Raw genomic sequence first — 23,953 nt, forward strand, 5'->3', positions numbered from 1 at the left:
CGCGCTGCGCATCGGGCAGGCGCGGTGACCCGCGCCGCCCGAAAGGCCGGGGCGGCGGGGCTGATCGCCCCCGCCACCCTGGTCGTCGCGCTCGGCCTGCTGCTGCCGCTGGGGCTGCTGTTCCGCTACAGCCTCAATCGCTTCGTGCCGGGCGAGTTCATGGTCGATGCGCTGACGGTCGAGAACTACATCCGCTTCTTCACCGACCCCTTCTACACCACGGTGCTGTGGCGCACGGTGCGCATCGCGGCCATCGTGACGGTCATCTGCCTGGTGATGGGGTTTCCGCTGGCCTATGTGCTGGCCCGCACGCAGAGCCGCTTCAAGAACCTGCTGCTGATGGCGGTGGTGCTGCCGCTGTTCGTGGGCAACGCGGTGCGGGCGGCGGGCTGGATGGTGGCCTTCGGGTCCCGGGGCGTGCTCAATGCCTCGCTGATGGGGCTCGGCGTCATCAGCACGCCGATCGACATCATGTTCACCGAAACCGCGGTCATCATCGGCATCACGGCGGTGAACCTGCCCTTCATGGTGCTCAGCCTGCAGAGCGTGATCGAGGGCATCGACCGTTCGGTGGAGGAAGCGGCCTTCAACCTGGGCGCGCCGCCCCGGCTGATGCTGTGGCGGGTGCTGCTGCCGCTGGCCATGCCGGGCGTGCTGGCGGGCGGCATCCTCACCTTCATCCTCGGCATGAACGCTTATGCCACGCCGGTGCTGATCGGCGGGCCGCGATTCCAGACCATGGGGCCGCTGGTCTATGGCCAGTTCATCGAGCAGAACAACTGGCCGTTCGGCGCCACGGTGGCCTTCGTGCTGATGGCCGCGACCCTGGTGCTGACCAGCCTGTCGAACATCCTGGTGCACCGGCGCCTGCACCGGTAGCGGGCGCAGGCGGTGGGCTTCGCGCTTAGCCCGCCTTCTTCAGGTTCCAGAAGGTGGCGAAGTTCGGGATCAGATCGCTCAGTGAGTTGCGATAGGCCGTCGCCTGGAAATACTGCCCCAGCGGGATGAAGGGCACCGACTGGAAGGCCTGGCGCTGGATCTGCCGGGCCACCTCCCGCTGCGCCGCCAGGTCCGGCGCGTCGAACCAGCGGTCGCGCAGGGATTCCAGTTCCTGGTCCTCCGGCCAGCCGAACCAGCCGCTCTGCCCCTGGGCGCGCAGCTGGGTGTTGGCGGCGGGGGTGGCATTGTCCGCCCCGGCGCTGAAGGTGACGAAGCCGCTCCAGCCGCCCTGCGCGGGGGCGGCCTTGCTGACGCGCCGGGTCAGCACGCTGCCCCAATCCATGGCGCGGTAGTCCACGGTCATGCCGATCTTCTTCAGCGTGTCGGCCATCACCTCGCTCATGGCGTTCACATGCGGCAGGTCGGTGGGCACGATGAACACCACCGGCTCCCCCCGATACCCCGCCGCGGCCAGTTCCCGCTTGGAGCGTTCCAGGTCCCGCGCGCCGGACAGCACATCCAGCCCCGCGTCGCTGGCCAGCGGGCTGCCCGGGGTGAACACGCCGCAGGGCACGCGCCACATCGCCTGGTCGCTGCCGGCGCCCGCGATCATCATGTCCGTCTGGTTCACCGCCCCCAGCACCGCGCGCCGCACCGCCGGGTTGTCGAAGGGCGGGTGCAGGTGGTTCATCCGGAAACTGGCCATGTAGCCCGCGCGGTCGAGCACGGAGACGGTCAGGTTCCGGTTCCGCCGCAGCAGCGGCAGCAGGTCCGGCGTGGCGAAATCCCACCAATCCACCTCGCCCGCCTGCAGGGCGCTGGCGGCGGTGGAGGGGTCGGGCGTGGTCAGCCATTCCACCCGGTCCAGATGCACCACCTTGGCACCCGCCGTGCCGCTGGGCGCGCCCTCGGCCGGCACATAGCGTTCGTTGCGCGCATAGATGGCGCGCGCGCCCGGCACGCGCTCATTGGCCAAAAAGCGGAAGGGGCCGCTGCCCACCATCTCCGTCACCTGGGTGGTGGCGGGGGTGTTGGCCAGGCGCTCGGGCATCATCGCGGGCATATAGACGCCGAACTTGCCCAGCGCGTTCGGCAGCATGGGAAAGGGGCGCTTCAGGCGGAACACGATGCGCCGGTCATCGGCGGCCGAGAGCTCGTCCACCGCCGCCATCAGCGTGGCGCCGAAGCCGTCGCGGCTCGCCCAGCGGCGGATGCTGGCCACGCAATCCCGCGCCAGCACCTTCTCCCCGTCATGCCACAGCAGGCCTTCGCGCAGGGTCAGGGTCCAGCGCTTGCCGTCATCCTCCACCACATGGCCGGCCACCATCTGCGGGCGCGGCATGTAGTCGGCATCGGTGCCGTACAGGGTGTCGAACACCATGAAGCCGTGGTTGCGGGTGACATAGGCGGTGTTCCAGTGCGGATCGAGCGTGGAGAGATCGGCCTGGGGGATGAATTTCAGCACCCGCCCCGCTTGGGCCCGCGCCAGACCAGGGGCCGCCACCGCCGCCGCGCCCATCACGAAATGCCGACGCTTCATGTCCTTGATCCCGCCATCTGTTCCCGGCCATGGCAGCATGCCCGGCCGGCAGCGTCCACAGCGGCGGGGCGCCAAGGGGGTAATGGTCATCGCTTTCCGGCCCTGCCACTCTGCCGCCAGGCAAAAGGAGCATCCCCCTTGCGGCTGGCAGAAGCGGTGACGGCGCAGACCCCCCTGGTGCAGCGCCTGCTGGATGGCGTGGCGCGGATCGGCGCCGACCCGCCGGGCATCACGCGCGATGCCTATGGCCCCGGCGAGAACCAGGCCCAGGCCCTGATCGCCGAGGCCGGCCAGGCCCTGGGCATGCAAGCCGGCACCGACGCGGGCGCCAACCTGATCCTGACCTGGCCCGCCCGCGATCCCTCGGGCCCGCCCATCCTGATCGGCTCGCATCTGGACAGCGTGGTGCAGGGCGGGAATTTCGACGGCGCGGCGGGCGTCATCGCGGGCATCGGCGCGGTGGCAGCATTGCGGGCCGCGGGCATCGCGCCCCGGCGCGACATCCAGGTGCTGGCCCTGCGCTGCGAGGAAGCGGTGTGGTTCGGCCTGGGCCTGATCGGCAGCCGCTGCCTGCTGGGCCGCCTGCCGCCCGGTGCGCTGGAACTGCGCCACGCCCGCACCGGCCTGACACTGGCCGAGAGCATCGCCGCCTGCGGCGGAAACCCCGATCGCCTGCGCGCCAACACCCCCTTGCGGGACCCGCGCGGCATGGGCGCCTATCTGGAGGCCCATATCGAACAGGCGCCCCAGCTGGTCGAGGCCGGGGCGCCGCTGGCCGTCTGCCTGGCCAACCCCGGCAATCTGCGCCACCCCTTCATCCGCATCGCGGGTGAGGACGCGCACACCGGCCTGCCGCACCGCTTCCGGCGCGATGCCGCGCTGGCCGGGGCGGATCTGTCGCTGGCGTTGGAACGATTGTGGCTGGCGGAGGAAGCGGCCGGCCGGCCCATGGCCGTCACCATCGGGCGCTTCTTCACCCCCACCGCGCGGCACAGCCTGACGGCGGTCTCCGGCGGGTTCGAGATGAGCCTGGACCTGCGCGCCTACAACGCCGCCCATCTGGCGGCGCTGGAGGGCGAATTGCACCGCATCGTGGCCGAGGTGGCGGCCCGGCGCGGCGTGACCATCGAACTGGGCGAACGCAGCGCCGCCGCCCCCGGCCCGATGGACCCCGCGCTGATCGAGGGCCTTTCGGCCGCCGCCGCCCGCTGTGGCCAGCCGGCCCCGCGCCTGAACAGCCCCGGCAGCCACGACGCCAACAATTTCGCGGCCAGCGGCGTGCCCACCGGCATGCTGCTGGTCCGCAACCGCAACGGCAGCCACAACCCGTTCGAGGCGATGGACACCCCGGACCTGATGGCCGCCATCGGCGTGCTGGCGGACTGGATCGCCGGCCTCAGTCCAGCACCAGGCTGAGGTCCCGCACCACCGCGCCATAGGCGTCGCGTTCCTGGCGTTGCAGGGCCAACAGCTCGGCGGGCGTGCCCGGCTCGGGCACCGCGCCCTGGGCGCGCATCGCCTCGACGAAGCTGGGGGCCTGCGCCGCTTCCCGCACCGCGGCGTTCAGGCGGGCGATCACCGGTTCGGGCGTGCGGGCCGGGGCGTACATCGCCTGCCAAAGCCCCATGGGCAGGTCCAGCCCCTGTTCCTTCAGCGTGGGCACCTGCGGCAGCAGGGCCAGGCGTTCCGGCGCCACGCTGGCCAGCACCCGCACCCGCCCATCGCGAGAGGCCGCCTCGGCCGAGCCCGCGCCCAGCATCATCACATCCACCTGGCCCGCCGTGATGGATTGCAGCGCCGGGGCCATGCCGTTGAAGGGCACGTGCAGCATCTCGAACCCCTGGGCCTTGGCCAGGCGCAGCAGCGCCAGATGCGGCGTGCTGCCCACGCCCCAGCTGGCATAGGTGAACTGCCCGGGCGCGGCCTTGCTGGCCGCGGTCAGGCCCGGCAGGTCCCGGATGGTGGGATGGGCGGGGCCCAGCACCATCACGAAGGGAATGTTCGTGACCAGCGAAACCGGGGCGAAATCGCGCTCCGGCTCATAGCCCGGCTGGCGGTAGACCAGCGGGTTGATGGATTGCGTGTCCACGATGCCGAGGAACAGCGTGTGCCCGTCCGGTGCCGAGCGCGCGGCGGCGGCGGCGCCGATGCAGCCCCCGGCGCCGGGCCGGTTCTCGATCACCACCGGCTGGCCCAGCACCGCCGAGAGCGGCACCGACAGCGCGCGGGCCACGATGTCGTTCGTGCCGCCGGGCGGATAGCCGGAGATGATCCGCACCGGGCGGTCGGGATAGGCGGCCATGGCGGGCCCCGCCATGAGCAGGGCCGGGGCCGCGAGAAGCGTGCGGCGGCGAAGAGGGATCATGCGGGCATCCTGGGTGGGAGTTGCGCCGCGCGACCTGCGTTCCGGCCAGGGATCTGCGCCCCCGGTCCAACCCTGTGTGTTGTGGAAACCTTATACCGTATTCGGTGTGCGAAGAATGGCGAAAATATCAGATGGCCACTTCCTCATGCGTCGGCGCATTGCTGCCGGGCTGCCAGCGCCGGAGGCTGGCGCGCGCGTCCTCCACCACGCGGGCGACGATGGCCCCCGCCGGCTCGATGCCGCCGATCAGCCCGGCGCCTTCGCCCGCGATCACCGCCGCGATGTCGAAATCCCCGGCCGCCCGGGCCGCGGCATAGTCGTCCGCCCCGGATTGCAGGTGCTGCATCAGCGCCCCCTCCCGCCCTTGCCAGCGATCGGCATGGGCATTGCGCAGCACCCGGCCAGTGAAGGGCGCGGGCCAGACGTTGCGGCGGGAGATATCGAACAGGATGCCGCGCACCGTGTCCTCTCCCCGCGCGGCGGCGATGCGTTGCTTGGCGGCCGGGTGGCCCGCCGCTTCCTCGCTGGCGTAGAAGCGCGTGCCGAGCAGCACGCCCTGCGCCCCCAGCATCAGGGCCGCGGCCAGGCCTCGGCCATCGGCGATGCCGCCCGCCGCCACCACCGGCACGCGGGCGCCCACCGCATCGGCCACCGCCGGCAGCAGCGGGAAGGTGGAGCAGGCGGCCCCATGCCCCCCGGCCTCCGTGCCCTGGGCCACGATGATGTCGGCGCCCTGGGCCACGGCGTCGCGCGCCATGGCGGCGGTCTGCACCTGGCAGATCGCCAGCGCGCCCGCCGCGTGGATGCGCGGGATGAAGGGCGCCGCATCCCCGAAGGAGAGCATGATGGCCGCCGGCCCGTATTCCAGCGCCACATCCAGCAGACGCGGCTGGCGCGCCAGGCTCCAGGTGATGAAGCCCACGCCGAAGCGTGTGCCGGCCATCGCGCCGGCCTCCCGCCGCAGCCAGGTTTCCTCGCCATAGCCGCCGCCCAGCAGGCCGAGCCCCCCGGCCTGCGACACCGCGCGCGCCAGCCGGGCATCGGCCACCAGGTCCATCGGCGCCAGCAGCACCGGGTGGCGGATGCCCAGCAGGCGGGTCAGGGGGGTCTCGAACGGGTCCATGCGGCGCGCTCCGGCGGTGGCTGGCGGCAAGGTAGGGGGTGTCGATCTTCTGAAAAAATGAATTGTTCAGATCGGAGTCATCGTTGATGGTGATGGCCTGAGCCCCGGGAGCCCGCCCATGATGGATGCCGACACGCTGCTGACCTTCGCCGCCGTGGCCCGCGCGGGCGGCATCACCCGTGCCGCGCAGGTGCTGAACACCGTGCAGTCCAACGTCACGGCCAAGGTGAAGCAGCTGGAGGAGGAGCTGGGCGTGCCCCTGTTCCAGCGCCACAGCCGGGGCGTGACGCTGACCCCCGCCGGGGCCCAGCTGCTGCCCTATGCCGACCGCATCGGCCATCTGCTGGCCGAGGCCCGGCGCGCCGCCACCGACGCCCCGGAACCGGCGGGCGAGCTGTGCATCGGCTCCATGGAAACCACCGCCGCGCTGCGCCTGCCGCCCATCCTGCGCGCCTATGCCGGCGCATGCCCGGGGGTGGACGTGATCCTGCAGACCGGCACCAGCCAGGCCCTGACGCGGGAGGTGCTGGACCGCCGCCTGGAAGGCGCCCTGGTCGCGGGCCCGGTGGACCACCCGGACCTGCTGGCCACCCCGGTGGTCGAGGAGGAGCTGGTGCTGGTCACCGCCCCCTGGGTCTCGCGCCCCGAAATGCTGGGGGAGGCGCCGGTGAAGATCCTGGTCTTCCGCGCCGGCTGTTCCTATCGCGCCCGGCTGGAGGCGCTGCTGACCGGCCTGCGCATCCCCACCCTGCGCCGGCTGGAGCTGGGCACGCTGGAGGGCATCATCGGCTGCGTGGCCGCGGGGCTGGGCGTGACGCTGCTGCCCCGCGCGGTGGTGGCCGCCCAGGCCCAGGCCGGGCTGGTGGCGCTGCACGCCCTGCCGCCGCCCGGCGAGGCGCGGGTGAGCACCATGTTCATCCGCCGGCGGGACGGCTTTGCCTCTCATGCGCTGACACGTTTTCTGGAATGCTGTCTGACATCAAATGGCTGAGCGCGATTTCGCGCTATGCTGCGCGCCGCGAACACGAAGGGACATGCCATGTCGCAGTTCAAGGTCGGCTATCTGGTCGGCAGCCTCGCCACCGCCTCCATCAACCGCAAGCTGGCCAAGGCGCTGGTGAAGCTGGCCCCCGCAGGGCTCTCGCTCACCGAGATCCCGATCCGGGACCTGCCGCTCTACAGCTATGACTACGACGCCGATTTCCCCGCCGTGGCCAAGGCCTTCAAGGCGGCGCTGGCGGCCTGCGACGCGCTGATCTTCGTCACGCCGGAATACAACCGCTCCATCCCCGGCGGGCTGAAGAACGCGATCGACTGGGGTTCCCGGCCCTATGGCACCAACTCCTTCACCGGCAAGCCGACGGCGGTGCTGGGCACCTCGCCGGGCACCATCGGCACGGCCCTGTCGCAGCGCGACCTGCGGGCGGTGCTGAATTTCTGCGGCGCGCCGCAGCTGTTGCAGCCGGAGGTCTATCTGCACTTCACCCCGGGCCTGATCGACGATGAGGGCGAAGTGACCGTGGACGGCACCAAGCAGTTCCTGGCCAAGTTCATGACCACCTTCGAGGCCTTCGTGGTCAAGACTCTGGGTTGAGGTCTGGGGGCCTGATGGACGCGCGCTGGCAGTATATGGAGGGGCAGCTGCGCCCCGGCTTCCCCGCGCTGTTCGAGGCCTTCGCCGCCGAATCCGGGGCCGTGGCGGGTGAGTTCGACATCCCCTACGGCCCCCACCCCCGCATGGTGTTCGACGGGTTCCGCGCTGCCCGCAGCCAGGCGCTGCTGGTGTGGTTCCACGCGGGCTACTGGCAATCCCGCGACAAGGCGGGCTTCCGCTTCCTGGCGCCGCCGCTGCTGGCGGCAGGGTATGATGTGGCGTTGGCGAACTACCCGCTGTGCCCTGAGGCCACGATGCCAGAACTGTTGGCCGCCACCCGCGCCGCCATCCCGGCCATTCTGGGCTGGGCCGGGCGGGACAGCCTGATCGCGGCCGGGCATTCGGCGGGCGGGCATATCGTGGCGGAGCTGGCCCTGGCCGGCGTGCCGGGCATCGCGGCGATCGCGGCGTTTTCCGGGATCTATGACCTGGTGCCGCTGGTGGGCATTCCCTTGAACGACAGGCTGGGGCTGACGGAGGAGACGGCGCGGGACCTCTCGCCGATCCATCGCGTCCGGGCGGGGCTGCCGCCCGCGCTGTTCGCGGTGGGGGGCGCGGAAACCCCGGCCTTCCTGGAGCAGAACGCGGCCATGGCCGCGGCCTGGGCGGCGGCGGGCAACCGGGCCGCGCGGCATGAGGAAGCGGGGGCGGATCACTTCACCCTGCTCAGGGCGCTGCCTGCGATGTTGGCGCTGACCCCTTCCGGCTGATCCCCTCGCACCGCAGAATATTGTGCGACGAGAAGGAGATGCCCATGCCCCCGCAAATGATCCTGGCCGTGATGGCCAGCGGCCCGGGCTCTCACGTCGCTTCCTGGCTGCATCCCGCAACGCAAGCCGATGCCGGCATCGACATCCGCAACCACATGCGCGTGGCACAGCTGGCCGAGGCCGGCCTTTTCCACCTGTATTTCGTCGCCGACACCCCCGCCGCGCGCACCAGCAACCTCGAAGCCTACAGCCGCATGCCGCTGTTCATGAACCAGCTGGAGCCGATCACGCTGCTCTCGGCGCTCTCCGCCGTGACCAGCCGCATCGGCCTGGGCGGCACGGCCAGCACCAGCTTCTATGAACCCTACAACCTGGCCCGCCTGTTCGCCTCGCTGGACCATATGAGCCACGGCCGCGCGGCCTGGAACATCGTCACCTCCGCCAACGACTTCGCCGCCCGCAATTTCGGCCAGGACAAGCTGGCCCCCCATGGCGAGCGCTACGAACGCGCCACCGAGTTCACCGAGCTGATGCTGAAGCTGTGGGACAGCTGGGAGGACGACGCCTTCATCAACGACCGTGCGCGGGGCCTGACCTTCGAGCCCGCGAAGCAGCACGCGGTGGACCATGACGGCAAGCACTACCGCCTGCACGGCGCGCTGAACCTGCAACGCTCGCCGCAGGGCCGGCCGGTGATCATCCAGGCCGGGGCGTCCGACACCGGCATGGATTTCGCGGCCCGCTTCGCCGAGCTGGTCTTCGGCGCCAATGCCACGGCGGCCGAAAGCCGCGCCTTCTACGACCAGTTGAAAGCCCGCCTGCCGAAATTCGGCCGCTCCACGGCGGATATGCGCCTGCTGGCCGGCATGCCCACCATCGTCGCCGAAACCGAGCAGGAAGCCGAGGACCAGTTCCAGACCCTGCAGGCGCTGATCCAGCCCATGGTCGGGCGCATGCGCCTGGGCATGGACCTGGAGGCCGACCTGTCCGACCTGCCGCTCGATGAGCCGGTGCCGGAGGAGCTGATCCCGTCCTCCGCCAACCTGCACAAGAAGTTCTTCGACAGCATCGTCCACATGATCCGGGTGGAGAAGCTGACGCTGCGCCAGATGTACATGCGCTATGAGCGCGGGCGCAGCACCATCCGCGGCAACCCCGCGCGCATCGCCGATATCCTGGAGGAATGGTTCAAGGCCGGGGCCTGCGACGGCTTCATGCTGACCTTCCCGCTGCTGGAGGAAGGGCTGGGCGTGTTCGTGCGGCAGGTGGTGCCGGAACTGCAACGCCGGGGGCTGTTCCGCACCGAGGCCCCCGAAAGCACGCTGCGCACCCAGCTGGGGCTGGCCAGGCCGAAGCATCCGGCGGCGGCGTAAGGCCGAGGGGCTCTGCCCCCAGGGGCGCAAAGACCGAGGGGCTCTGCCCCTCGGGCACCCCGCCAAAGGCCGAAAGGCCCTTGGAACCCATCCGTCTGGCACTTTGTCCTGGCAGGCCGGGTGCCAATTATATGATAAAAATCAATGGGAAACACCTTCCCGAGGCCAGCGCCAAACTGATGGGGTCCAGGGGCCTTTCGGCTCCTGGCGGGGGAGCCCGAGGGGGCAGAGCCCCCTCGGTCCTTTACGTCCTTCGGGGGGCAGCACATCCTCGGTCATTCCGGTGCTCCCACCCATGCGCGATCCCAGGTTGCGCCTGGGCTTTTCCCCCGCTAAACCCGCCCCGCGCCGGCACCCCTGGAGGCCGGCGCAGCCGTTTCAACACGGCTACACCCAAAATAAGGAGCTACCGCAATGATCCAAACCATCAGGATCGAGGCTGCGGCGCGCGAGCGGGCTGGTAAGGGGGCGGCGCGTGCGACCCGGCGTGAGGGCTTTGTGCCCGGTGTGATTTATGGCGCGAAGAAGACGGCGAATCTGATTCAGATCGACCCGCGCGTCATCATGAAGGAACTGCACAAGGGCACCTGGCAGTCCCATCTGTATGAAGTGGTCGTCGAGGGTGGCGAGACGGAGACCGTGCTGATGCGCGAGATCCAGTTCCACCCCGTGAGCGACCGCCCCATCCATGTGGACTTCCAGCGCCTGTCCCCGGGTGCCCGCGTGAAGATGCGCGTGCCGGTGCACTTCCTGAACGAAGAGACCTGCCCGGGCCTGAAGGCCGGCGGCACCCTGAACGTCGTGCGCCGCGCGCTCGAAGTGCTGGTCGCCCCGGATGCCGTGCCCGAGATCTTCGAGATCGACCTGGCGAACGCCCAGATCGGCGACAGCCTGCGCTGGTCCGCCGTGAAGGACCAGTTCGGCGCCAAGGCCGTGATCGAGCGCGACTTCGTGGTGGCGACCATCGCCGCCCCGATCGTCGAGGAGATCGTGGCCCCGCAGGCCGCCGCCCCCGCCAAGGGCAAGGGCAAGGGCAAGAAGTAAGCCATGCTGCTTTGGGTCGGGCTCGGTAATCCCGGCCCAGAGCACGCGCGCCAGCGCCATAACATCGGTTTCATGGCGCTGGATGCGCTGGCCTCGCGCCATCGCTTTCCGGCCTGGCGCCGCCAGTTCAAGGGCGAGGCCACGCTGGGCCAGATCGGCCAGCAGCGCGTGCTGCTGCTGAAGCCCCACACCTACATGAATCTGTCTGGCGATGCCGTGCAGGCCGCCGCCAGTTTCCACAAGATCCGCCCCGAAGCCATCTGGGCCTTCCACGATGAGCTGGACCTGGCGCCGGGCAAGCTGCGCGTGAAGCGCGGCGGCGGCACCGCCGGCCACAATGGGCTGCGGGACATGCAGCGCGCGCTCGGCAGCGCCGATTTCTGGCGCGTGCGCCTTGGCATCGGGCACCCAGGCGACAAGGGCCGCGTGACCGGGCATGTTCTGGGCAACTTCGCCAAGGACGAGGGCTGGGTCACCCCGCTGCTGGATGCCGTGGCGGATGCCGCCGGCCTGCTCGCCGAGGGCAAGCCCGAGGATTTCATGACGCGCGTGGCGTTGCTGACACAGGAGCGGTGATGGAAGAGGATTTCGGTTTCGGCGGTCCGGGCCCAGAGGACCGGGCCAACGCGGCGGCCGCCCTGTCCGCCGCGCTGCGGCGGGAAGCCGCGACCCTGGCCCAGGCCGCCGCCGGCCTGCGCGCCTGCCTGCCCGGCCCCACCGATGGCGGGCCCATCAGCGATGTGCGCCGCGCGCGCTCGGTGGCCGATGCGGCTTCCGACGCGGCGCTGCTGGCCGCGCTGCTGCTGGACGCGGCCTCGGCCATCGCGGAGCTGCCTTCCGACCTGCCGGCGCGGTTGCAGCGCGCGGCCCAGCGGGTGGGGCTCGGCCCCGCCATGCTGGTGCCGGCCATCCGCGCCGCCGCCTTGGCGCTGCCCACCGACGATGGCTCCGCGCGGATCGCGGCGGCGCTGATCGCTGACGAACTCGGCTCCGCGCTGGCGGGCTGACCCCTTTCTTTCAGGACCAATTCCATGGGTTTCAACTGCGGCATCGTCGGGCTTCCCAATGTGGGCAAGTCCACCCTGTTCAACGCGCTGACGGAAACGGCGGCGGCGCAGGCGGCCAACTATCCCTTCTGCACCATCGAGCCGAATGTCGGCCGCGTGGCGGTGCCCGACCCGCGGCTGAATGAGCTGACGCGCGTGGGCAAAAGCCAGAAGACGGTGCCCACCAGCCTGGAATTCGTGGACATCGCGGGGCTGGTGCGCGGCGCCAGCAAGGGCGAGGGGCTGGGCAACCAGTTCCTGGCGAATATCCGGGAAACGGACGCGATCATCCATGTGCTGCGCTGCTTCGAGGATGGGGACATCACCCATGTCGAAGGCAGCGTGGACCCGGTGCGCGATGCCGCGACCGTCGAGACCGAGCTGATGCTGACCGACCTGGACAGCCTGGAGCGCCGGGCCCAGGGGCTGGTGAAGCGCGCGCGCGGCGGAGACAAGGAATCGCAGGCGCAGATGGCGCTGATCGAGCCGCTGATCAAGGCGCTGTCCGAGGGCCGGCCCGCCCGCACCGCCGTGCCGAAGGGCGAGGAAGCCAACGCCGCCAAGCTGCAACTGCTGACCACCAAGCCCGTGCTGTATGTGTGCAATGTCGAGGAGGCCTCGGCCGCCACCGGCAACGCCCACAGCGCCCGGGTGGAGGAAATGGCCAAGGCCGAGGGTGGCCGCGCCGTGATCGTCTCGGCCGCCATCGAGGCCGAGATCAGCCAGATGCCGCAGGAGGACCGGGGCGATTTCCTGTCCTCGCTGGGGCTGCATGACAGCGGCCTCGATCGCATCATCCGCGCGGGCTACGACCTGCTGGGCCTGATCACCTATTTCACCGTGGGCCCGAAGGAGGCCCGCGCCTGGACCATCATCAAGGGCACCAAGGCCCCGGGCGCGGCGGGCGTGATCCATGGCGATTTCGAGCGCGGCTTCATCGCGGCGGAAACCATCGCCTATGCCGACTATGTCGCCCTGGGCGGCGAGGCGGGCGCCAAGGAAGCCGGCAAGATGCGGGTGGAAGGCAAGGAATACGTCGTGAAGGACGGCGACGTGATGCTGTTCCGCTTCAACGTCTGAAGCGCCTTTCACGCGGCGGCTTACGATTTCTTAGTTACCGGCTGGGTAATTCCTCCTTCAGTCAATCTGGAGGAAGCCCATGTCCCGCTGGTTCGCCGTGTCGCTGTCCCGCCAATTGGGGGTGCTGCTGGGGCTGCTGGCCCTGGTCGCCCTGGGCGGCGCCCTGGCCTCCGCCCTCGTGATCCGCACCTTGGGTGAGGATCTGCACGAACAGCGCCGCGTCGCGGAAATGGCCCTGCGGACCGAGGCGTTGAACGGCGCCGTCTATGCCGCGGTGGCCGAAAGCCGGGGCCTCTACATGGCCCGCTCCGCCGAGGAGATCGAGCGTTTCGGCCAGGGGCTGACCACCCAGCTGGACCGGCTGCGCCGCGATGGCGAGGCCCTGCTGGCCCTGGCCGACGCGACCGAGCGCGCGACGCTGGCCCCCCTGGTCGCCACGGCCGAGCAGTTCCGCCGCTTCCGGCAGGAGGTGCTGCGCACCGCCCGGGCTGAGGGCGCCGCGGCCGCCGACCGCGTGGGCAACAATGACGCGAACCGGGCCAACCGCCTGGCGCTGAACGCGGCGCTGGAGGCGGAGCTGCGCCGCATCGCCGCCCGCAGCCGCGCCGTGCTGGAACTGGCGGAGCGGCAAATGGCGACGACCCAACGGGCCCTGCCCGGGGGCGTGGCTGTCTGCTCGGTGCTGCTGTTCGTCCTAGCGCTGCTGGTGATGCGCCGCCGCGTGGCCGCCCCCTTGCTGGACGCGACGGACCGCATCCGCGCCATCGCCGCCGCGGACCTGACGGAACGCCCCATGCCGCCCGCCCGCGCCGATGAGGTGGGCCAGCTGCTGGTGGCCGCCGAGGCGCTGCGCGCCCGCCTAGCCCAGCTGACGCTGGAGGAAGCCGCGGCGCGGGAGGCAGAGGCCCAGGCCCAGCTGCGCCGCGCCGCCCGCGATGCCGCGCTGACGGCCTTCGAGGGCGAGATCGGCGGCGCCATGGGCCGCCTGCAGGACGCCGCCGGCGGGCTGGAGGATCTGGCGACCAGCCTGTCCGGCGCGGCGCGGCAGGGCACGGAGGCCGGCGGCGCCATGAGCCGCGCCGCCGATGGCGCGGCCCATGATGTGGGCACCGTCGCCTCCGCCGCCGAGGAATTGACCGCCAGCATCCAGGAGATCTCGCGCCAGGCGGCCTCGGTGGCCGAGGCCGCGCGTGGCGCCACCCGCGCCGCGGAGGCCAGCGACGGCACGGTCCGCGCCCTGGCCGAGGGCGCGAACAAGGTGGGGGAGGTGGTGCGGCTGATCGAGAGCATCGCCGCTCAGACCAACCTGCTGGCGCTGAACGCCACCATCGAGGCCGCGCGCGCGGGCGATGCCGGCAAGGGCTTCGCGGTGGTGGCCGGGGAGGTGAAGGCGCTGGCGGCCCAGACCGCCAAGGCCACGGATGAGATCGGGGGCCAGATCGCCGCGATGCGCGATGCGACGGGGGCGGCCGTGACCGCCATCCAGGGCATCACCCACACGATCGGGGAGCTGGGCAATATCAGCCAGGGCATCGCCGACGCGGTGGAGCAGCAGCGCGAGGCGACGAACGAGATCGCCCGCGCGGCGGCCGCCGCCGCGGGGGGCACCAGCCAGGTCAGCGTTCAGGTGGCATCCCTGCGGGAAACGGCGGGCAGCACCGAGAGCAATGCCGGCGCCGTGCTGCGCGCCGCCTCTGGCCTGCAGGAGGAAACGCACGGCATGGCCGGGATCGTCGGGCGGTTCCGGGCGGCGATGGCCGCCTGAGCGAAGGCGCTACAGCCCCTTCCAGGTCAGCACCAGCACATCCCGGCAGGAGGGGCGGGTGGCATCGGCGGGCTTCACGGGGGAAACCCCGTGCATCACCCGGGCATCGTCCACGAAGGCGGTGTCCAGCAGCCCGTCCAGGGTGAAGCGCGCCAGCTCGTCGCCCGCGTCGTTGGTGATCACCGTCTCGCCGCCCGCCAGGTTGGTGCGGGCGATCATGGCGATCATCACGAAATCCACGCCGTCATGGTGCACGCCCTCGGGCGTCGGGTAGCCGGGGAAGCCGGCGGCGGCCTCGATGCGGAACTGGTGCATCTCGATGAACCAGGGCGTCGCGGGGCGCAGGTCGTTCACCACGCCGGTGCCGAAGGCCAGCAGCGCCTCCAGCGCCGGGCCATGGGCGATGGCGTCCTCCACCGGGGCGAACCAGCGGTCCAGCCCGCCATTCAGGCTGTTGTGCACGGTGGCCTGGAAATGCGGGCGGTGCAGGTTGCGCAGCGCGGGCCGGCCGGGCAGGGCGTTGAAGCTGGTGTGACGGCGGCGGCGATAGCGCCCGCCATCGGCCATGAAGCGGTCGGTTTCCAGCCGGTTCCAGCTTTCCGCGAACTCCGCCAGCGCCGCGGCGGGCACGGGCAGGCTGGCGGCCATCTGCGCCGGGCGCAGGCGGGTGAAGCCTTGCTCCCGCAGCAGAGACACGGTGTCGGGCTGCTGGAAATCCTCTGCAGCGGCCATGTTATGAACCCTCCCCGATCGGCGGCACGGTCGCGGTGCTGCCAGCCAGCACTTCCGCCACATGCCGCACGCGAACCCCCATATGGCCTTCGCGCTTCAGGCGTCCGGCCATGTTGAGCAGACAGCCCATATCCCCGGCCAGCAGCGTGTCGGCGCCGGTGGCGGTGATGTCCGCCACCTTGTCCGCCACCATGCGGGTGCTGATCTCCGGGTACTTCACGCAGAAGGTGCCGCCGAAGCCGCAGCACAGTTCCGTGTTGGGCAATTCCTTCACCGCCAGCCCCTCGATGCCCGAGAGCAGGGCGCGCGGCTGCGCGCGCACCCCCAACTCCCGCAGGCCGGAGCAGCTGTCGTGATAGGCCGCGACCCCCTGATAGGTGCCGGCCACGCGCCTGACCCCCAGCACATCGTGCAGGAAGGCGGTCAGTTCGAAGGTGCGCCCGGCGAGTTCCACGGCGCGGCGGTGCCACTCCGGGTCCTCATGCGCGAACAGGGCGGGGTAGTGGTGGCTGATCATGCCGGCGCAGCTGCCGCTGGGCGCCACCACGTAATCGAAGCCGGCGAAGGCGCCGATCACCTGGCGGGCGATCTCCTGCGCGGTGCGGCGGTCGCCGCCGTTATAGGCGGGCTGGCCGCAGCAGGTCTGGCTGGGCGGCACTTCCACCGCGCAGCCCGCATCCTCCAGCAGCTTGATGGCGGCGAAGCCAACGCTGGGGCGGTGCAGATCCACGAGGCAGGTCACGAACAGCGCGATGCGCGGCTGTCCGCCTTGGGGCTTGGCCATAGTGGGCAGCATAAGGCGCTGTGCGCATGAGGGAAATGCCCGCCTTGCGGCCCAGACTGGACCGTGGCGCGGGGCGCCGCCCCTGAGAGGGGGGAGGCGGCGGCCCGATGGGCCCTGGCCGGCTGGCGGCGAGGGCTGCGGCCTGTGGCCCGGATGGGCCGGGGCCGTATCAGGCCGAGATGATCTTCCAGGCCACATGGACCAGCACGCCGCCCAGGGCGACGACGCAGCCCATCAGCACGACGCGCAGGCCGAACAGCACGACATTGCCGGCGCCAGCCTGCGGGGGCTCGGCGACCATGGTGGAACGGGGGGGGGACATACGGGCACCGCTCACGCTGAAAACCTCCTGTTTTGCGGCGCTGGAACCCCGAATGGTCCACCGTCGCGGTAAGCTTTCTCAGCATGCCGCCCTGCTGGCATGCAACCGAATATTTGGTGAGATTGTCTCAAAATACGAGACTGCGCCTGAAATAGAGCTATTCTCTCGCGGATGTGATTGGGGCGGTTGCAACGCCCCGCTCAATCGATCGACAGGTTCATTCGCGCGACTGCTTCCCGCTCATAGGCCGTCCTCTCCCGCGCGAATTCCAGATAGGCCTGCGGGTCCAGATATTCGTCCGGCAGGTCCCATTGGCGCATGATGCGCTGGCTCTGTTCGTCCAGCAGCGCCTTGCGCAGGGCGCGGTGCAGGAAATCCACCACCTCCGGCTCCATGCCGCGCGGCCCGGCGATGCCATAAGGGCTGGTGACGCTGATGCCATAGCCCAGATCCTTCAGCGTGGGCACATCGGGCAGGTCCGGCAGGCGGGTGGGGGTCCACACGCTCAGCGCGCGGAACTGCCCGGCCAGCACCTGTTCCCGCCAGGTCTGCGAGTCGCTGATGGCGTGGATCTGCCGGCCCAGCAGCGCCGTCACCCCCTCCTGGCTGCCGCGGAAGGGGACATGGGTCATCGACCCGCCCTCCCGCTCCAGCAGGCTTTCCATGGCGATGTGGTTGGTGGTGGCGATGCCGGAGGTGGAATAGGTCAGTTCCCCCGGGCGGCGGCGGGTGGCCTCCATCAGCTCCGCCCAGCTGCGCCAGGGCGAGTCGTTGCGCACCACCGTGCCGAACACGAAACCCGTGACCTGCATGATGTAGGTGAAGTCCGTCACCGGGTCCCAGGTGGGCTGCCGCGTCAGGAAGGGGTGGCGGATGATGGACAAATGGTGGTGCGCCAGGGTGTAGCCGTCGGGCCGGGCCTGCTGCACCAGCTGGATGGCGGCCCGGGTGCCGCGCGCGCCGGCCACGTTCTCGATCACGATGGATTGCCCGTGATCCTGCTGGAACACGTCGAACATGCGCCGATGCAGCGCGTCCAGGCTGCCGCCGGGCGGCCACGGGATCAGGAAGCGGATGGAGCGGTTGGGAAAACGCGCCTGGCCGAAGGCGGGCGTGGCGAGTGCCAGCACGCCGCCGAAGGCGGCACGGCGGGGGATGAGCATGCGGAAGACCTCCCTGTAAGGGCGCGGGCCCTCTTGTGGGGCCCTGCGCGAGGCGGTGGCGGCTATTCCATGCGGATGCCGAGGCGGGTGATGATCGCGCGTTCCTGCTCGGCCCGCTGGCGGATGAAATCCGTGTATTGCTCGGTGCTGAGATAGACGAGCGGCATGTCGAACTGTTCGCGCACGCGGGTGTTGTCGGGGCTGAACAGCCCTTCCTTCAGCACGTCGTGCAGCACGCGCACCACGCCATTGTCCATGCGCGGCGGGCCGCTGACGCCGTAGTTGCTGGTGACGACCATGTCGTGCCCCAGCTCCCTCAGCGTGGGCACGGTGGGGAAGCGCCGGGCGCGCTCGGCGCTCCAGACGCTCAGCAGGCGCATCTGCCCCGCCTCCACCTGCGGCGCCCAGGCGGAGCTGTCGGCCACCATGTCCACCTGGCCGCCGAGAGCCGCCGTCACGCCCTCATTGCTGCCGCGGAAGGGCACGTGCAGCAGCTCGATGCCTTCCTTGGCCGCGATCTCCTCCATCGCCAGATGGTTGGTGGTGGCGATGCCGGAGGTCGAATAGGTCACCTTGCCCGGGTTCGCCTTGGCATAGGCGACCATGGCGCGGAAATCCGCGAAGCGCGAATTGGCGGGCACGGCCATGCCGAACAGCCAGCCGGTCAGGCCGATGATGTGGGTGAAATCGGTCGTCGCATCCCATTGCGGGCGGCTGACCAGCATGGGCCGGCGCACGACGGACAGGTGCATCTGCCCCAGCGTGTAGCCATCGGGCCGGGCCTCCCGCGCCAGATACACGGCATGCAGCGTGCCCCCGGCGCCCGAGCGGTTTTCCACCAGCATGGGCTGGCCCAGGGCGCGGGTCGTCAGGTCCGACAGGCTGCGCAGCTGTGCGTCGGCGCTGCCGCCGGGCGGCCAGGGCACGATGAGGCGGATGGGGCGGTCGGGGCGCCAGGCCCCCTGGGCATAGGCCGGGGCGCACAGCCCAGCGGCCCCAAGGGGCAGCGCCAGCGCTGCCCGTCGGGTGATGATCGACATCGTTTCCTCCTGCGGGGTTTGTCCCGCTTGGCGGCTATCAGGCCATGCCCGGGCATGGCTTGCCAAGCGCGAAGCGCGGCGCGCGTGGCGATGTGTTGTTGCGGTATGTCAATTGTTGCGATGCGCAAATTTGCGGCGATGCAGAAATCGTCGGCGAGATGATTCATGCCTTGAAGTCCAGCATCGATTCATGTTGAGTCATCAACATATCGTTATCAAGAAATTCTGATCCACAGAAAGTCATTGACGGTACGGAGGGTATGGAATGAGAATTCCAGCGCCTTTGGTGAATGCTGATGAACCGGAAAGCCGGAGATGTTTCAACATCGGGCTGATGTCTGTCAGTATATTATTGTATTCATTTACTAATTATGGCTATGGCGCCCAGATGGGGTGGTGGAATTTTTTCCAAAATTCCTACTTGTCTGCGGATGGCGCGGTCCGGGATACCGGAAATGAGAATGTTTCCCACTCCGAGGGCCAGGGCTACGGCATGCTCCTGGCCGTGGCCTTCGGCGACCGCCCGGTCTTCGAGCGCCTGCTGCGCTGGACCCAGGGCAATCTGGGCGTGCGGGACGATGGCTTGTTCGCCTGGCGCAAATATCCCGGCCGCCCGGTGCAGAGAGACGACAGCAACAACGCCACCGATGGCGATATCCTGATCGCCTGGGCGCTGCTGCGCGCCGCCCGGGCCTGGCAATCCGAGGAATACCGCCGCCTCGCGGCCCGGATCGCGCGTGAGATCCTGACCAAATGCGTGGTGGAGATCGAGGGCGATCTGGTGCTGCGCCCCGGCAGCGGCGGCTTCGACCGCCCGACCCATCTGGTCGTCAACCTGTCCTACTATGTGTTTCCTGCCCTGTACGAATTCGCGGCGCAACTGCCGGACCGGCGGTGGAACCGCCTGATCGCCCATGGGCTGACCATGATGGACCACGCCCGCTACGGCCGCAGCCGCCTGATCCCGGATTGGGTGGCGCATCCGCGCGGCGTCGGGCGGATGGTGCCCGCGGCCGGATGGCCCGCCCGCTTTTCTTGGGATGCGGTGCGCATCCCGCTTTACATGGGCTGGGCGGGCCATGCGGCGGACCCGGCGCTCGATCCGGTGATGGAGTTCTGGTTCGATCCGCGCTGGGCTAGGGGCAGCCCCGCCTGGTGGGATCTGCACCAGGATATCCCGGCCCCTTATGGCGCGACCTCCGGCATCAGGGCCGTGGCGGCGCTGATGCTGGCCTTGCGGCTGAACACGCGGCGCGAACCGCTCTTTCCCCGCATTTCCGCCAGCGAGGACTACTACAACTGCGCCCTGAACGTGCTGTCGCGCCTGGCCTGGGCGGAGGCGCGCCCCACCGGCACCCCGATGTCCTGAGATGCGGGAACCGCCATCCCCGGCCGAGCAGGCCCGTGTCGACGCCCTGGTCACCCATGTGCTGCGGGATGATCAGCAGGAGCTGATCTGCCGGCCCTGCGAATGGGTGCAAGGGCTGGCCATCATCGCGCTGGTGCTGCTGGCGCTGGTGTTCCGGGGCTGGTTCCGCACGGTCTATGCCGTGTCCAACGTCTCGGTGCCGCTGCTGGCCGGCGGGCTGGTCCTGTGGGAATGGGTCGCCGCCAGGCTGCGCCGGTCGCGCTGAAAACCCATGCATGCGAAGGCCGCACGGCTGCCCCGCTGCGCGTTCAGCGGGCTTTTGCGGCCATGGGCGATGCCCCGCCTTGCGCGGCGCGCCGGCTTTCGCCACTTTCCGCCCACATCACGCAAGGGTTGCCTCCATGTCCGAAAGCTTCGACCTCATCGTCATTGGCGCCGGTCCCGGCGGTTATGTCTGCGCCATCCGCGCGGCGCAGCTGGGCATGAAGGTCGCTTGCGTCGAGAAGCGCGCCACCCTGGGCGGCACCTGCCTGAATGTGGGCTGCATCCCCTCCAAGGCGCTGCTGCAATCCTCCGAGCATTATGAGGAAGCGCTGCACAAGTTCGCCGACCATGGCGTGACGGTGGGCTCCGTTGGCTTCGACCTGGCCCGCATGCAGGCCCGCAAGGGCGAGGTGGTGTCCGCCAACGTCAAGGGCGTGGAATTCCTGTTCAAGAAGAACAAGGTCACCTGGCTGAAGGGCAACGGCACCATCGTGAAGCCGGGCGTCGTCGCCGTGGACGGCACGGAATACGCCGCGAAGAACATCGTCATCGCCTCCGGCAGCGAGAGCATCCCGCTGCCCGGCGTCGAGGTGGACGAGAAGCAGATCGTGACCAGCACCGGCGCGCTGGAGCTGGAGAAGGTGCCCGGCCACCTGGTCGTCATCGGCGGCGGCGTGATCGGGCTCGAGCTCGGCTCCGTCTACAAGCGCCTCGGCGCCGAGGTGACGGTGGTGGAGTTCCTGGACCGCCTGGTGCCCAGCATGGACAATGAGGTGGGCAAGCAGTTCGAGCGCATCCTCTCCAAGCAGGGGATGAAGTTCAAGCTGAAGACCAAGGTGACGGGCGCCAAGAAGTCCGACGCGGGCGTGGAGCTGACGGTGGAGCCCGCCGCCGGCGGCGCCGCCGAGACCATCCAGGCCGATGTGGTGCTGCTGGCCATCGGCCGCCGCCCCTATGTCGCGGGCCTCGGCCTCGACAGCGCGGGCGTGGCGCTGGATGAGCGCGGCCGCATCAAGACCGACGGCCACTTCGCCACCAACGTGCCCGGCATCTACGCGATCGGCGATGTGATCGTCGGCGCCATGCTGGCCCACAAGGCCGAGGATGAGGGCGTGGCGGTGGCCGAGCTGATCGCCGGCCAGAAGCCGCACATCAACTACAACGCCATCCCCTCCGTCGTGTACACGTGGCCCGAAGTGGCCGCGGTGGGTGAGACGGAGGAGCAGCTGAAGGCCCGTGGCGTCGCCTACAAGGTCGGCAAGTTCCCCTTCACCGCCAATGGCCGGGCCCGCGCGATGGGCGACACCGATGGCTTCGTGAAGATCCTGTCCGACAAGGCGACGGATGCGGTGCTCGGCGCCCATATCCTGGGCCCGGATGCCGGCACGCTGATCGCGGAGCTGGCGCTGGCCATCGAATTCGGCGCCAGCGCCGAGGATGTGGCCCGCACCAGCCACGCCCACCCCTCGCTGAACGAGGCGGTGAAGGAAGCGGCCCTGGCCGTGGATGGCCACGCGCTGCATATCTGAAGCATACGGCCGGGGGTTCGCCCCTGTGCCGGCATGAATCGGCGCCCGGCCCCGCAGGCCGGGCGCCTTTTTCATGGCCGTGGCCTGTCTTGATTTTTTGCTGCGCCGCACCAATGTGTCGCCGCTGGGGGGTGGTCGAGCCGGGCTTGCCGCCCCTGTCCGACATCTTAGATCGAGCCCCGACATGAGCCCCTTGGGCCGGGGCGGCATATCCGCCCGCGACGGGCGCAGGGAGCCACCGCCATGACTGACGAGACCGACCCGGCCCAGGACGAGGTGCTGGCCACGCTGTTCGCCGGTTATCACCAGTTCCGCGAAACCGTCTGGCCGGAGCGCCGCAAGCTGTTCCAGGCCCTGGCCCGTGACGGGCAGAAGCCGCGCGCCCTGGTGATCAGCTGCTCCGACAGCCGGGTGGACCCGGCGATGGTGTTCGGCGCCGGCCCGGGTGAGCTGTTCATCGTGCGCAACGTCGCCAACCTGGTGCCGCCCTATAAGCCGGACGGCGACTATCACGGCACCTCCGCCGCGCTGGAATTCGCGGTGCGGGTGCTGCAGGTGCCGCACATCATCGTGTTGGGTCACGCCATGTGCGGCGGCGTGCACGCGCTGTTGAACGGCTTCCCCGATGCCGCGAAGGATTTCGTGGCGCCTTGGATGCAGATCGCGCGGCAGGCCCGCGCCCGCGCCCTGGCCTGCGACCCCGTGGACCCGCAGACGGCCTGCGAGCAGGAGACGGTGAAGCTCTCGCTCGACAACCTGATGACCTTCCCCTGGGTGGCGGAGCGCGTGGCCGAGGGCTCGCTGCGGCTGCATGGCGGTACCTTCGACATCCGCTCCGGCCTGCTGGCGCTGCTGGCCGGGGACGGCACCTTCCGCCCGGCGTGAGAGCGGGCATGCCCGGCACTGTCCGCCCCTTCTGGGTGATCCTGGCCCTGGCGATCGGCGCCTTCGCCATCGGCACCACCGAATTCGCCACCATGTCCCTGCTGCCCTATTTCGCGCCCGACCTGGGCGTGGATGAGCCGGCGGCGGGCCATGTCATCAGCGCCTATGCGCTGGGCGTGGTGGTGGGCGCGCCGCTGATCGCGGTGCTGGGGGCGCGGGTGCCCCGGCGCACCATGATCGTGGCGCTGATGGCTGTCTTCGCCCTGGGCAACGGGTTGAGCGGGCTGGCCGGTTCCTACACCGCCATGCTGGTGTTCCGTTTCCTCAGCGGCATGCCGCATGGGGCGTTCTTCGGCTTCGCGGCGATGGTCGCGGCCTCCCTGGTGCCGCCGCACAGGCGCACCCAGGCGGTGGGGCAGGTGTTCCTGGGGCTGACGACGGCCACCATCATCGGCGTGCCCATGGCCAGCTGGCTGGGCCAGGCGGTGGGCTGGCGCTGGAGCTTCCTGCTGGTCGCGGCCGCGGCCCTGGCCTGTGCCGTGCTGGTCGCCCTGCTGGCCCCGCGCGACGTGCCGGACCGCCGAGCGAGCCCGAGGCGGGAGCTGTCGGCCCTGGCGCGGCCGCAGGTGTGGCTGACGCTGGGGATCGGCGCGATCGGCTTCGGCGGGCTGTTCGCCATCTACACCTATCTGGCCAGCACCCTGCTGGAGGTGACGGGCGTGTCCGACGCGGTGGTGCCGCTGGTGCTGGCCGCCTTCGGCGTGGGCATGACGATCGGCAATATCGTGGTGCCGCGCTTCGCGGACCGGGCGCTGATGCCCACCGCCGGGGTGGTGCTGGTCTGGACCGCCCTGGCGCTGGCGGTGTTCCCGCTGGTGGCGGGCAATATCTGGCTGCTGACGCTGGATGTGTTCTGCATCGGCCTCGGCGGGTCGCTGGGCACGGTGCTGCAGACGCGGCTGATGGATGTGTCTGGCGCGGCGCAGGCGCTGCCGGCGGCGCTGAACCATTCGGCCTTCAATTTCGCCAATGCGCTGGGCCCTTGGCTGGGCGGGCTGGCCATCGCGGCCGGGTATGGGCTGACCTCCACCGGCTGGGTGGGGGCGCTGCTGGCGCTGGGCGGGCTGGCGATGTGGCTGTTCTCCCTGCTGGTGGAACGCGGGGCGATGCCCGCCCAGGCGCCCTCGCGTGGCGCCTGATATCGTGGATTGCGTCGCAATTTGCGA

General features: G+C 70.1%; 24 protein-coding genes. 16 read left to right on the forward strand and 8 right to left on the reverse strand.

Annotation, left to right across the window (positions count from 1 at the left end; genetic code table 11):
- Window positions 1-24: 24 nt before the first annotated feature.
- Window positions 25-879: an ABC transporter permease gene (locus GT007_RS12020; protein WP_160121860.1), complete on the forward strand. Its 855-nt coding sequence runs from the start codon at window positions 25-27 to the stop codon at window positions 877-879.
- Between the two features lie 25 nt (window positions 880-904).
- On the opposite strand, the gene GT007_RS12025 is transcribed toward GT007_RS12020, so the two are convergent.
- Window positions 905-2,479, reverse strand: coding sequence for an ABC transporter substrate-binding protein (locus tag GT007_RS12025; RefSeq protein WP_160121861.1), 1,575 nt, complete (start codon window positions 2,477-2,479; stop codon window positions 905-907).
- A gap of 138 nt (window positions 2,480-2,617) precedes the next feature.
- On the opposite strand from GT007_RS12025, the gene GT007_RS12030 reads away from it, so the two are divergent.
- Window positions 2,618-3,895 carry a Zn-dependent hydrolase gene (locus tag GT007_RS12030; RefSeq protein ID WP_201451898.1) on the forward strand — a complete coding sequence of 426 codons (1,278 nt, stop codon included), beginning with the start codon at window positions 2,618-2,620 and terminating at the stop codon, window positions 3,893-3,895.
- On the opposite strand, the gene GT007_RS12035 is transcribed toward GT007_RS12030, so the two are convergent.
- The gene (locus GT007_RS12035; RefSeq protein ID WP_160121863.1) at window positions 3,876-4,844 is read right to left on the reverse strand and encodes a Bug family tripartite tricarboxylate transporter substrate binding protein; all 969 of its coding nucleotides are present in this window, start codon (window positions 4,842-4,844) and stop codon (window positions 3,876-3,878) included. The two genes, GT007_RS12030 and GT007_RS12035, sit on opposite strands and share 20 nt — an antisense overlap.
- A 127-nt stretch (window positions 4,845-4,971) precedes the next feature.
- A complete protein-coding gene (locus GT007_RS12040; RefSeq protein ID WP_160121864.1) occupies window positions 4,972-5,967 on the reverse strand; it encodes an NAD(P)H-dependent flavin oxidoreductase in 996 nt (331 codons plus the stop codon).
- Between the two features lie 118 nt (window positions 5,968-6,085).
- Between GT007_RS12040 and GT007_RS12045 the strand changes: the two genes are divergently transcribed.
- The 9 genes from GT007_RS12045 (at window position 6,086) to GT007_RS12085 (ending at window position 14,639) form a co-directional block, all read left to right on the forward strand.
- Window positions 6,086-6,958 (forward strand): LysR family transcriptional regulator, encoded by an 873-nt coding sequence (locus tag GT007_RS12045; RefSeq protein WP_236571634.1) that lies wholly within the window; start codon window positions 6,086-6,088, stop codon window positions 6,956-6,958.
- Window positions 6,959-7,006: 48 nt separating this feature from the next.
- A complete protein-coding gene (locus tag GT007_RS12050) occupies window positions 7,007-7,561 on the forward strand; it encodes an NADPH-dependent FMN reductase (protein WP_160121865.1) in 555 nt (184 codons plus the stop codon).
- Window positions 7,562-7,575: 14 nt separating this feature from the next.
- A complete protein-coding gene (locus tag GT007_RS12055) occupies window positions 7,576-8,331 on the forward strand; it encodes an alpha/beta hydrolase (RefSeq protein ID WP_160121866.1) in 756 nt (251 codons plus the stop codon).
- A gap of 44 nt (window positions 8,332-8,375) precedes the next feature.
- Entirely contained in the window at window positions 8,376-9,704 is a 1,329-nt protein-coding gene (locus GT007_RS12060) for an LLM class flavin-dependent oxidoreductase (protein ID WP_236571635.1), read from the forward strand.
- 414 nt (window positions 9,705-10,118) lie between these two features.
- Window positions 10,119-10,748: a 50S ribosomal protein L25/general stress protein Ctc gene (locus GT007_RS12065; RefSeq protein WP_160121867.1), complete on the forward strand. Its 630-nt coding sequence runs from the start codon at window positions 10,119-10,121 to the stop codon at window positions 10,746-10,748.
- Between the two features lie 3 nt (window positions 10,749-10,751).
- Entirely contained in the window at window positions 10,752-11,324 is a 573-nt protein-coding gene (gene pth, locus GT007_RS12070; RefSeq protein ID WP_160121868.1) for an aminoacyl-tRNA hydrolase, read from the forward strand.
- The gene (locus GT007_RS12075) at window positions 11,324-11,755 is read left to right on the forward strand and encodes a hypothetical protein (RefSeq protein WP_160121869.1); all 432 of its coding nucleotides are present in this window, start codon (window positions 11,324-11,326) and stop codon (window positions 11,753-11,755) included. The genes pth and GT007_RS12075 overlap by 1 nt, the downstream gene beginning before the upstream one ends.
- Window positions 11,756-11,779: 24 nt before the next feature.
- Window positions 11,780-12,874: a redox-regulated ATPase YchF gene (gene ychF, locus GT007_RS12080; RefSeq protein WP_160121870.1), complete on the forward strand. Its 1,095-nt coding sequence runs from the start codon at window positions 11,780-11,782 to the stop codon at window positions 12,872-12,874.
- A 79-nt stretch (window positions 12,875-12,953) separates the two neighbouring features.
- On the forward strand, window positions 12,954-14,639 hold the full coding sequence (locus GT007_RS12085) for a methyl-accepting chemotaxis protein (RefSeq protein ID WP_160121871.1): 1,686 nt from the start codon (window positions 12,954-12,956) through the stop codon (window positions 14,637-14,639).
- Window positions 14,640-14,648: 9 nt separating this feature from the next.
- Here GT007_RS12085 and GT007_RS12090 read toward each other — a convergent pair whose 3' ends face one another.
- The 5 genes from GT007_RS12090 to GT007_RS12110 all read right to left on the reverse strand — a co-directional run bounded on the left by GT007_RS12090 (window position 14,649) and on the right by GT007_RS12110 (window position 18,680).
- A complete protein-coding gene (locus tag GT007_RS12090) occupies window positions 14,649-15,371 on the reverse strand; it encodes a 2OG-Fe dioxygenase family protein (protein WP_160121872.1) in 723 nt (240 codons plus the stop codon).
- Window position 15,372: 1 nt separating this feature from the next.
- Window positions 15,373-16,155 carry a (Fe-S)-binding protein gene (locus tag GT007_RS12095; protein WP_160121873.1) on the reverse strand — a complete coding sequence of 261 codons (783 nt, stop codon included), beginning with the start codon at window positions 16,153-16,155 and terminating at the stop codon, window positions 15,373-15,375.
- Between the two features lie 169 nt (window positions 16,156-16,324).
- Entirely contained in the window at window positions 16,325-16,492 is a 168-nt protein-coding gene (locus GT007_RS12100; RefSeq protein ID WP_160121874.1) for a hypothetical protein, read from the reverse strand.
- 185 nt (window positions 16,493-16,677) lie between these two features.
- Entirely contained in the window at window positions 16,678-17,640 is a 963-nt protein-coding gene (locus GT007_RS12105; RefSeq protein ID WP_160121875.1) for a Bug family tripartite tricarboxylate transporter substrate binding protein, read from the reverse strand.
- Window positions 17,641-17,702: 62 nt separating this feature from the next.
- Window positions 17,703-18,680: a tripartite tricarboxylate transporter substrate binding protein gene (locus GT007_RS12110; protein WP_160121876.1), complete on the reverse strand. Its 978-nt coding sequence runs from the start codon at window positions 18,678-18,680 to the stop codon at window positions 17,703-17,705.
- Between the two features lie 334 nt (window positions 18,681-19,014).
- Between GT007_RS12110 and GT007_RS12115 the strand changes: the two genes are divergently transcribed.
- The 5 genes from GT007_RS12115 (at window position 19,015) to GT007_RS12135 (ending at window position 23,926) form a co-directional block, all read left to right on the forward strand.
- Window positions 19,015-20,049 carry a glycosyl hydrolase family 8 gene (locus GT007_RS12115; protein ID WP_408015545.1) on the forward strand — a complete coding sequence of 345 codons (1,035 nt, stop codon included), beginning with the start codon at window positions 19,015-19,017 and terminating at the stop codon, window positions 20,047-20,049.
- Between the two features lies 1 nt (window position 20,050).
- A complete protein-coding gene (locus tag GT007_RS12120; RefSeq protein WP_160121878.1) occupies window positions 20,051-20,314 on the forward strand; it encodes a hypothetical protein in 264 nt (87 codons plus the stop codon).
- 10 nt (window positions 20,315-20,324) lie between these two features.
- The gene (gene lpdA / locus GT007_RS12125; RefSeq protein ID WP_408015546.1) at window positions 20,325-21,842 is read left to right on the forward strand and encodes a dihydrolipoyl dehydrogenase; all 1,518 of its coding nucleotides are present in this window, start codon (window positions 20,325-20,327) and stop codon (window positions 21,840-21,842) included.
- 243 nt (window positions 21,843-22,085) lie between these two features.
- Window positions 22,086-22,727, forward strand: coding sequence for a carbonic anhydrase (locus GT007_RS12130; protein WP_160121880.1), 642 nt, complete (start codon window positions 22,086-22,088; stop codon window positions 22,725-22,727).
- 8 nt (window positions 22,728-22,735) lie between these two features.
- On the forward strand, window positions 22,736-23,926 hold the full coding sequence (locus tag GT007_RS12135; RefSeq protein WP_160121881.1) for an MFS transporter: 1,191 nt from the start codon (window positions 22,736-22,738) through the stop codon (window positions 23,924-23,926).
- Window positions 23,927-23,953 lie beyond the last annotated feature (27 nt).

The organism is Rhodovarius lipocyclicus, from assembly GCF_009900765.1.
Lineage (GTDB): Bacteria > Pseudomonadota > Alphaproteobacteria > Acetobacterales > Acetobacteraceae > Rhodovarius > Rhodovarius lipocyclicus.

Coding starts and splice junctions, on each gene's coding strand:
- GT007_RS12120 (WP_160121878.1), top strand. CDS start 20,051: ATGCGGGAACCGCCATCCCCGGCCGAGCAGGCCCGTGTCGACGCCCTG.
- GT007_RS12090 (WP_160121872.1), bottom strand. CDS start 15,371: ATGGCCGCTGCAGAGGATTTCCAGCAGCCCGACACCGTGTCTCTGCTG.
- GT007_RS12025 (WP_160121861.1), bottom strand. CDS start 2,479: ATGAAGCGTCGGCATTTCGTGATGGGCGCGGCGGCGGTGGCGGCCCCT.
- GT007_RS12035 (WP_160121863.1), bottom strand. CDS start 4,844: ATGATCCCTCTTCGCCGCCGCACGCTTCTCGCGGCCCCGGCCCTGCTC.
- GT007_RS12040 (WP_160121864.1), bottom strand. CDS start 5,967: ATGGACCCGTTCGAGACCCCCCTGACCCGCCTGCTGGGCATCCGCCAC.
- GT007_RS12045 (WP_236571634.1), top strand. CDS start 6,086: ATGATGGATGCCGACACGCTGCTGACCTTCGCCGCCGTGGCCCGCGCG.
- GT007_RS12105 (WP_160121875.1), bottom strand. CDS start 17,640: ATGCTCATCCCCCGCCGTGCCGCCTTCGGCGGCGTGCTGGCACTCGCC.
- GT007_RS12065 (WP_160121867.1), top strand. CDS start 10,119: ATGATCCAAACCATCAGGATCGAGGCTGCGGCGCGCGAGCGGGCTGGT.
- GT007_RS12095 (WP_160121873.1), bottom strand. CDS start 16,155: ATGGCCAAGCCCCAAGGCGGACAGCCGCGCATCGCGCTGTTCGTGACC.
- GT007_RS12060 (WP_236571635.1), top strand. CDS start 8,376: ATGCCCCCGCAAATGATCCTGGCCGTGATGGCCAGCGGCCCGGGCTCT.
- lpdA (WP_408015546.1), top strand. CDS start 20,325: ATGCGAAGGCCGCACGGCTGCCCCGCTGCGCGTTCAGCGGGCTTTTGC.
- ychF (WP_160121870.1), top strand. CDS start 11,780: ATGGGTTTCAACTGCGGCATCGTCGGGCTTCCCAATGTGGGCAAGTCC.
- GT007_RS12110 (WP_160121876.1), bottom strand. CDS start 18,680: ATGTCGATCATCACCCGACGGGCAGCGCTGGCGCTGCCCCTTGGGGCC.
- GT007_RS12075 (WP_160121869.1), top strand. CDS start 11,324: ATGGAAGAGGATTTCGGTTTCGGCGGTCCGGGCCCAGAGGACCGGGCC.
- GT007_RS12085 (WP_160121871.1), top strand. CDS start 12,954: ATGTCCCGCTGGTTCGCCGTGTCGCTGTCCCGCCAATTGGGGGTGCTG.
- GT007_RS12055 (WP_160121866.1), top strand. CDS start 7,576: ATGGACGCGCGCTGGCAGTATATGGAGGGGCAGCTGCGCCCCGGCTTC.
- GT007_RS12135 (WP_160121881.1), top strand. CDS start 22,736: ATGCCCGGCACTGTCCGCCCCTTCTGGGTGATCCTGGCCCTGGCGATC.
- GT007_RS12050 (WP_160121865.1), top strand. CDS start 7,007: ATGTCGCAGTTCAAGGTCGGCTATCTGGTCGGCAGCCTCGCCACCGCC.
- GT007_RS12115 (WP_408015545.1), top strand. CDS start 19,015: ATGTCTGTCAGTATATTATTGTATTCATTTACTAATTATGGCTATGGC.
- pth (WP_160121868.1), top strand. CDS start 10,752: ATGCTGCTTTGGGTCGGGCTCGGTAATCCCGGCCCAGAGCACGCGCGC.
- GT007_RS12130 (WP_160121880.1), top strand. CDS start 22,086: ATGACTGACGAGACCGACCCGGCCCAGGACGAGGTGCTGGCCACGCTG.